Source organism: Atribacter sp. (genome assembly GCF_035418125.1).
GTDB lineage: Bacteria > Atribacterota > Atribacteria > Atribacterales > Atribacteraceae > Atribacter > Atribacter allofermentans.
Window position 1 is genome coordinate 1 of the sequence record NZ_DAOLQM010000072.1, and the last position, 8,694, is coordinate 8,694.

Annotated in this window: 8 protein-coding genes and 1 tRNA gene; all 9 read left to right on the forward strand. The window is 42.6% G+C overall.

Features of this window, described 5'->3' with window-relative positions; translation table 11 throughout:
• The coding region (locus PLK24_RS05300) for a DNA-directed RNA polymerase subunit beta' (protein WP_502876040.1) at window positions 1–3,305 on the forward strand (3,305 nt) is incomplete at its 5' end.
• Window positions 3,306–3,518: 213 nt separating this feature from the next.
• Window positions 3,519–3,893 carry a 30S ribosomal protein S12 gene (gene rpsL / locus PLK24_RS05305; protein WP_324476997.1) on the forward strand — a complete coding sequence of 125 codons (375 nt, stop codon included), beginning with the start codon at window positions 3,519–3,521 and terminating at the stop codon, window positions 3,891–3,893.
• A 15-nt stretch (window positions 3,894–3,908) separates the two neighbouring features.
• Window positions 3,909–4,382 carry a 30S ribosomal protein S7 gene (gene rpsG, locus PLK24_RS05310; protein WP_324476999.1) on the forward strand — a complete coding sequence of 158 codons (474 nt, stop codon included), beginning with the start codon at window positions 3,909–3,911 and terminating at the stop codon, window positions 4,380–4,382.
• Between the two features lie 17 nt (window positions 4,383–4,399).
• Window positions 4,400–6,496, forward strand: coding sequence for an elongation factor G (gene fusA, locus PLK24_RS05315; RefSeq protein ID WP_324477001.1), 2,097 nt, complete (start codon window positions 4,400–4,402; stop codon window positions 6,494–6,496).
• A 17-nt stretch (window positions 6,497–6,513) separates the two neighbouring features.
• Window positions 6,514–7,716 (forward strand): elongation factor Tu, encoded by a 1,203-nt coding sequence (tuf, locus tag PLK24_RS05320; protein ID WP_324477003.1) that lies wholly within the window; start codon window positions 6,514–6,516, stop codon window positions 7,714–7,716.
• 15 nt (window positions 7,717–7,731) lie between these two features.
• Window positions 7,732–7,884, forward strand: coding sequence for a 50S ribosomal protein L33 (rpmG, locus tag PLK24_RS05325; protein WP_324477005.1), 153 nt, complete (start codon window positions 7,732–7,734; stop codon window positions 7,882–7,884).
• A gap of 13 nt (window positions 7,885–7,897) precedes the next feature.
• Window positions 7,898–7,973: transfer RNA gene (locus PLK24_RS05330), tRNA-Trp, on the forward strand.
• Window positions 7,974–8,196: 223 nt separating this feature from the next.
• Complete coding sequence (gene secE / locus PLK24_RS05335; RefSeq protein WP_324477007.1) at window positions 8,197–8,370, forward strand: preprotein translocase subunit SecE; 174 nt, start codon at window positions 8,197–8,199, stop codon at window positions 8,368–8,370.
• Window positions 8,371–8,396: 26 nt separating this feature from the next.
• A partial coding sequence (locus PLK24_RS05340; protein ID WP_324477009.1) for a transcription termination/antitermination NusG family protein occupies window positions 8,397–8,694 on the forward strand: 298 nt, incomplete at its 3' end.

Genomic DNA, 8,694 nt, shown 5'->3' on the forward strand with positions numbered 1-8,694 from the left:
CCGATTTCGATGGTGATCAGATGGCAGTTCATGTTCCGCTTTCTGCAGAAGCTCAAGCTGAATCGGAAATTTTGATGCTTTCTTCTCACAATATCCTTTCTCCGGCATCAGGTCGACCGATAGCAGTACCAACTCAAGATATGGTGTTAGGCTGTTACTACCTAACTTTGATGAAAAAAGTATCCAAAGGAACAATTCTGAAGCGATATCTCGATATGGATGAAGCACTCCTGGCTTTTGAATACAAACAAGTCGATCTTCATGAGCCGATTTTCATCCGGGAAGTTCAGGAGAAAGACTCTAATGTAGCTATGACGACAATTGGTCGAGTTATTTTTAATCAGGTTCTTCCTCAGGGGATGCCCTATTACAATGATCCGATGACCAAAAAGAAACTATCGGATATCGTTGATTTATGTTTTAGAAAATTTGGAAACCAAATCACTGTTGAAACCCTTGACCGAATTAAAAGATTGGGTTTTCGTTATGCCACCCAATCGGGAACCAGTATCGGGGTTGTAGATTTGGAAATCCCAGAAAAAAAATTCTTAATCATTGAGGATGCTACTCAGCGAGTTGGCGATACCAACGACCATTATAACGAAGGTCTGATTACCGGAGAAGAGCGAGAGCAGTCGGTTATCGATATTTGGACCGATGCTTCCAACAAAGTAGCTGAGGCTATTTTGGAATTACTGGATGATTTTAATCCCGTGAATATGATGGCAAAATCAGGCGCTCGAGGGAGTATTCGACAGATCAGCCAGCTAGCAGGAATGCGAGGATTGATGGCTGATCCTTCTGGTCGAATTATTGAATATCCAATTCGAGCGAACTTCCGTGAGGGTTTAGGGGTATTAGAATACTTTATATCTACCCATGGCGCTCGGAAAGGATTAGCTGACACGGCACTAAGAACGGCGAAATCAGGTTATCTTACTCGGAGGCTGGTCGATGTATCTCAAGACATGATTGTTCGAGAGATTGATTGTGGAACTGATGACGGAATAATTATTGGAGACTTAAAAGACGAAAACGATAACATTATTGAATATTTTGAAGAAAGAGTTTTAGGCCGGATGATTCTCAATGATGTTTATGTTCCCGGAACTGATCAGCTTCTACTGGCTGCCGGTGAAGAAATTAATGAGGATGTTATTCAGAAACTTCAGGAACATAAAATCCGAGAATTGAAAATTCGGTCAGTTCTTACTTGTAAAGCTCGGTATGGAGTCTGTGCAAAATGTTATGGAAGGAACTTGGCGACTGGTAAAATAGTTGATATTGGGGAGTCGGTTGGAATTCTTGCCGCCCAATCAATCGGTGAACCAGGCACCCAGCTAACTATGAGAACCTTTCATACCGGAGGGATTCGAATTGCGGGGGAAGACATTACCCAAGGTCTCCCACGAGTAGAGCAGCTATTTGAAGTTCGGAAACCAAAAAAAGCCGCTATTCTATCCGATGTCGATGGAGAAGTAGAAAAGATTGAAACCATTGGAAACCGAAGAAAAATTATTGTTCATCCTGATGACGATGAAGCCGATCAATCGGCCCGGGCTTATTTAGTTCCACCTGATATTCGGATTAAGGTTAATGAAAATGCTCAGGTTAAAGCGGGTGATCGTTTGACCTTAGGCCCGATTAATCCTCGTGATATCCTTCGTATCAAGGGAATAAGAGAGGTTCAAAGTCATCTGGTAGAAGAAATTCAATCGGTTTACCTATCACAAGGTGTAAACATCAACGATAAACACATCGAAACCATTGTTCGACAAATTGCTCGTCTGAATAAGGTTATGGTTGAGAATTCCGGTGATACCGAACTCCTCTCCGGTGAGTTGGTTCATATTGAAGATTTTGAGCAAGAAAATAGTCGAATTAATGAAGAAAACCGATTGGTTTTAGAAAAAGCACTCTCGCTTTTTGAAGGATTCACCTTACGAGAACCGGCTTTTGATATTTCGGGTGAAGCGATTGTACAAAAAGGAGAAGCAATTGACGAAGAGAAGCTAAGGGTTATTTTATCTACCGATTGCAAGCCTTTTTATATAGTTAATAAAGATCGGACACCTTACAAAATGATTCGAGGCTACCGGTCGTTAAAAGCTGAATTGAAAGACCAAGTGAGCGTCGATGACATTCTTGATCAAAATGGAACGGTTTTGGTCAAAGCCGGTGATGTTATTAGCGAGCAGAAGGTTGAACATATAGCTGACTTAGGTCCGGTTATTCTGCGAACCCGAGAGAAGTCAACCTGGGATAAACTGAAAGGTGCAATTTTAGCTGAAGATGTGACCGATTTGAAAACCGGAGAAGTAATTCTCACCGCCAATACAAAAGTTGAAGCCCATCATCAAGACCTGATTGAAGGTCATAATATCGATCGGATTGTAATCTGGAAAAATATTGAGACCTTCCAAATTAAAGAAAGTTTAATTCGAGAATTACGTGAGGAGATTCTTGGGAAAGAAGTGGAAAAGGACATCATTAGTCCGAAAAGCGGTGATTTGATCATAGCCTCTGGTCAGCAAATAAGCCGGGCAGTGGCACGGCGTTTGGTCATGGAGGATGTTAAAGAAGTCAAACTGGGCGATGGACGTTTCTTTTCAATAGAAGGACGATTAAGTGAACTTTTAGAACGAGAAGTCGTAGGGAAAGTCGCAGCACAAGATATTTCCATAGAAGAGAATGGCTCTATACTGATCAAAGCAGGACAAACTATCGATCGTGATGGAGTAATCAAAATTGCTGACGATAATGTCGAGTATTTATTGATACGAGAAGCGGACGCCGAAACTGAAACCAGAAGTTTGGTTGAAAATTTAGTCTATTTAGCAGGTACCAAACAGGTAGCAACCGGGAGACCAGTCGTTCTGGGAATCACCAAAGCCTCTTTAGCCACTGAGAGCTTTTTATCGGCATCTTCTTTCCAACAGACGACTCACGTTTTGGCGGATTCAGCAATAAAAGGAAAAGTTGATGAATTGGTTGGATTAAAAGAAAATGTAATAATCGGTAAGATTATCCCAGCTGGAACTGGTTTTCCAGAATATCGGAAGGTGAAGTTAGAGACCGAAGAACACATGGAAGATTCAAGCGAATTGGCTTTTCACGGAGACCAAAGTGTTGATCTTCGTGAACTGATGAATTATGAAGAAGAAATCGATATCGAAGAAATTCTTCATCCTCATCAAAACAAAACTGAAGATGAGGAAATAGACGAGGATCCTGAAGAGTTTGGCCATTTTGAAAGTCAAATCGATAGCGATAAAGATGAAGAAGAGAGTAATTTTGACAATTAAAAAAAGGAGAAAAAAGTGGGAGCGATAAACTCCCACTTTTTTTAATCAAATACTGAAACTCCCAGTTGACATTCAATTTTAATGCTGATAAAATTGCTCCGTTGCACTTAGGGGTACTATTGTAAAGTCCGATAGTATAAAGAAATAGGAAAAAATATAAGGAAATAAATATATTCAACTCATGAGAGCAAGATATTAAGAAGGAGGAACGATATGCCAACCATAAACCAGTTGGTTCGAAAAGGCAGAAAACAGCCTAAGAAGAAAAGCAGTGCTCCTGCTTTGAAATGTTCTCCTCAAAAACGAGGAGTGTGCACCCGAGTTTGGACAATAACACCTAAGAAACCCAACTCGGCATTGCGGAAGGTTGCTCGTGTGCGTTTGACCAATGGAATTGAAGTAACCGCCTATATTCCTGGAATAGGACATAATCTTCAAGAACATTCCTTGGTCCTTATCCGTGGTGGTCGTGTGAAAGATCTTCCCGGCGTGAGATACCATATTATTCGTGGAACGCTTGATACGGCTGGTGTTGAGAATCGCAAACAAAGCCGTTCAAAATACGGAGCGAAAAGACCGAAATCATAAGGAGCGTGAAGGGTTTTGCCGAGAAAAGGTCCGGTTTCAAAAAGAGAAATCCAACCAGATCCAGTATATAACAGTGTTGATGTTGCACGGTTGATGAACAAGGTCATGATAAAAGGAAAAAAGAGTGTTTCAGAACAAATTGTTTATGGTGCTTTTGAGATAGTTCGTGAGAAATCAAAACGTGATCCATTAGAAGTATTTTCTCAAGCACTGAATAATGTAATGCCATTGGTTGAAGTGAGAGCACGACGGGTTGGTGGAGCCAACTACCAGGTGCCGATGGAAGTTCGTCCCGAACGGAGCAAAAGCCTTGGTATTCGATGGCTGGTTAATTATAGCCGACAACGAGCAGGAAGAACTATGACTGAGAAGTTAGCCAATGAAATTATTGATGCTGCTAACGGAGCGGGGGCATCGTCTAAGAAAAGAGAAGATACTCATCGCATGGCAGAAGCCAATAAAGCATTTGCTCATTATCGGTGGTTTTAAGAAAGGGGCTTCATTTTTTGAATAGCAATCTGAATCAGGGACAAGAATTCGAACAATTGAATATAGAAAGAGTTAGAAACATAGGGATTATGGCTCATATTGATGCCGGAAAAACAACGGTCAGTGAGCGTATATTGTTTTTTACCCGAAAAATTCACCGGGTAGGAGAAGTCCATGAGGGTATGGCAACTATGGATTTTCTTCCCCAGGAGCAAGAAAGAGGAATCACCATCAGCTCAGCGGTGACCACTTGTTTTTGGAATAATGCTCGGATAAATATTATCGATACGCCAGGCCACGTGGACTTTACCGTTGAAGTAGAGAGAAGCCTCCGGGTGTTAGATGGGGCAGTTGCGGTGTTTTGTGGAGTTGGCGGTGTAGAGCCACAATCAGAAACAGTTTGGCACCAAGCAGACCATTACCGGATTCCTCGGATAGCATTTATTAATAAATTAGATCGGGTTGGTGCTGATTTTTTTGCGGTTGTCAATGCTATCCGTAAAAAATTGAATGCCAACGCTCATCCGATTCAAATTCCTATCGGAAAAGAAAGTGATTTTATTGGTGTTATTGATCTGATCGAAATGAAAGCCTTTACATATAGAAAAGACAGTGATGGGATGGAATTTGACTGGGTAGATGTTCCAGATTCTTATCGGAAAGAAGCTTTGATCTATCGAGATAAGCTCCTGGAAGCAATATCGGAGATCGATGAGAACATCATGCAAAAATATCTGGATGGAGATGAGATAAATCCCCAAGAAATACGTCAAGCTATTCGTAAAGGAACAACCACCGGGAAATTCATACCAGTATTAGGCGGCTCGGCTCTTCGAAATAAATGTATTCAGCCTCTTTTAGATGCAGTGGTTTGGTATCTTCCATCCCCACTCGATCTGCCGCCAGTTGAAGGAAAAAATCCGAAAACCAATGAAATCGAAAAGCGGCTTCCCATGAAGAAAGAGCCTTTTTCGGGTTTGGTTTTTAAAATAAGCATGGATCCCCACGCGGGGAAAATTTCTTTTTTCCGTGTCTATTCTGGTCAACTGCAAAGCGGTACTTATGTATACAACAGTAATAAAGGAGCAAAGGAACGAGTAAGTCGAATTTTGATCATTCATGCGAATCGACGGGAAGATGTTCAAGCGGTAAAAGCTGGAGACTTGTGTGGTATTGTAGGATTGCGAAATGCAGCCACCGGTGATACCCTCTGTGAGGAACGTTATCCTATTGTTTTAGAAACGTTGGTGTTTCCTGAACCAGTAATCGAAGTAGCAATAGAGCCCAAAACTCGTGCCGATCAAGAAAAACTTGGTTTAGCCTTATCAAAATTAGCCGAAGAAGATCCAACTTTTAAAGTTAAAACTGATGAAGAAACCGGTCAAACGTTGATTTCGGGAATGGGGGAGTTACATCTTGAAATCATCATCGATCGTCTTTTACGAGAGTTTAAAGTCGAAGCCAATGTGGGTCGACCGCAAGTTGCTTATCGAGAAACAATCCGGAAAAGTGGGCGAGGAGAGGGACGTTATGTTCGTCAAACCGGTGGAAGAGGACAGTACGGACACGTTGTTTTAGAGATCGAACCTTGTGATGATAATTTTGTTTTTGAAGATAAAATTGTTGGTGGGGCAATACCAAGAGAATATATTCCTTCGGTTCAAGCCGGAGTAAAAGAATCACTGGATAATGGAGTTATTGCTGGTTACCCGGTTATGAACATTCGGGTTCGTTTAATTGATGGTTCCTATCACCCGGTAGACTCTTCCGATATTGCCTTTAAGATTGCTGGATCTCTGGCCTTGCGAGATGCCATAAAAAAATCTCAACCGATACTTTTGGAACCGGTTATGAAGGTGCAAATCATTACTCCCAAAGACTATCTGGGTGATGTTATTGGGGATATGAGTGCACGAAGGGGTAAAATTGAAGGTATCGAAAGCAAAGGAGAATTACAGGTTATCAATGCCCAGGCTCCTTTAGCTTCGCTTTTTGGTTATGCGACAGCCCTTCGTTCGGTTACCCAGGGTAGGGCTACTTATACTATGCAGTTTTCTCATTATGATGAAGTTCCTGAGAATATGATGAAAGAAATTATTGATAAATTGAGTTAAGAAAGAGGAGGATACCTATGGCGAAACAAAAGTTTGAACGATCTAAACCCCACGTCAACGTTGGAACCATCGGTCACGTTGACCACGGGAAAACGACTCTCACCGCTGCCATCACCGAGACCCTCTCCAAACTGGGGATGGCGAGTTTTATTCCCTTTGAACAGATTGACAAGGCTCCTGAAGAACGAGAACGGGGCATCACCATCGCCATCTCTCATGTGGAATACCAGACCGAGAAACGGCACTACGCCCACATCGACTGCCCTGGCCATGCTGACTATGTCAAGAACATGATCACCGGTGCTGCCCAGATGGACGGTGCCATCCTGGTGGTCTCTGCCGCTGATGGTCCCATGCCCCAGACCCGAGAACACATCCTGCTTGCCCGTCAGGTAGGCGTTCCCTACATCCTGGTCTACTTGAACAAAATCGACATGGTTGATGACCCCGAGCTCTTGGAACTCGTCGAAATGGAAGTCCGAGATCTCCTCAACCGCTATGAGTTCCCTGGAGACGATATCCCCATCATCAAAGGGAGCGCCTTGAAAGCCTTAGAATGTGGCTGTGGGAAACGAGACTGTCAGTGGTGTCGGAGTGTCTGGGAACTCATGGATGCCCTGGATAACTATATCCCTGACCCGAAGCGGGAATTGGATAAACCCTTCCTCATGTCGGTTGAAGACGTCTTCACCATCACCGGTCGTGGAACGGTGGTCACGGGACGAGTGGAACGAGGGGTGCTCCATCTTGGTGATCAGGTCGAAATCGTTGGTCTCTCCCATGACATCAAAAAGACAGTAGTCACTGGGATTGAAATGTTCCGGAAACTCCTCGATGAAGCCCAAGCTGGTGACAACATCGGTGTGCTCCTCCGTGGCATCGAGAAGAAAGAAGTGGAACGGGGTCAGGTCTTGGCCATTCCCGGATCCATCACCCCCCATACCGTTTTCAAAGGTCGGGTCTACGTTCTCACCAAAGAAGAGGGTGGTCGTCACACTCCCTTCTTCAATGGCTATCGTCCCCAGTTCTATTTCCGGACGACCGATGTCACCGGTGAGATCAAACTTGCCCCAGGTGTGGAGATGATTATGCCTGGAGACAATGCTGATCTCGATGTGAAGCTCATTTACCCCATTGCTATGGAGAAAGGTCTCCGTTTTGCTATCCGTGAAGGTGGTCGTACCGTCGGAGCCGGAGTTGTAACAGATATAACCGAGTAAAGTCAGGAGGCTATTATGGTACAGGAAACTATTACCTTTGAATGTACCGATTGTCGGAGGCGCAATTATCAGGGCATGAAAAACAAAAAAAATAAAAGCGCCCGATTAGAATTTAAAAAGTATTGTCCACATTGTAGAAAGCATACTGTTCACAAAGAAATGAAGTAGATAAAAAAATTGCAGGTCCGTAGCTCTAACGGCAGAGCACCGGTCTCCAAAACCGGGGGCTGCAGGTTCAAATCCTGCCGGGCCTGCCATTTTTTTATTTATTGTTCGATGATATCAATTATTGACACTTAAAGGGAAAAAAGATAAAATGTTGCAGCATTTGAGTGCATTTTTATGTAAAGAGAATGGTAGGAGGTCATTACCATTTTCTTTTTTATTGTTATAGTTGGAACTCATCAAAAGCATCCCCAAAAACTTTAAAGGGAAAGGGAAGAGTGTGCTGTGAATTTTTTCGTTAAGCTATTCAGCAGGTTGAAGAATTACTTTAAAGATGCATGGAGTGAATTTAAAAAAGTTACCTGGCCTAATCGAAAAGAATTAATGTCAAGTACTCTTACGGTTTTAGTGGTCGTGGTCATTTTTGCAGTTTTTTTAGGAGTAATAGATTTAATCTTAACTGCTTTAATTGGTTTGTATATTAAGTAATTACCGGAGGTCATCATCTTACCATTATGGATAAATTGTGGTATGTTGTTCACACCTTAGCCGGAAGCGAGCATAAGGTCAAAGCAAATTTGGAAAGAAGGATTGCATCTATGGGGATGCAAGACCAGATTTTCCGTGTGGTTGTTCCAATGGAGGAAACCATAGAGGTAAAGAGGGGAAAAAAGAGATTTACCAAGAAGAAAGTATTCCCAGGTTATGTAATGGTAGAAATGATGATGAACGACCGCTCTTGGTATGTTGTGCGAAATACTCCTGGAGTAACTGGTTTTGTTGGTTCAGGGCTTCGACCGGAACCTCTAAGCG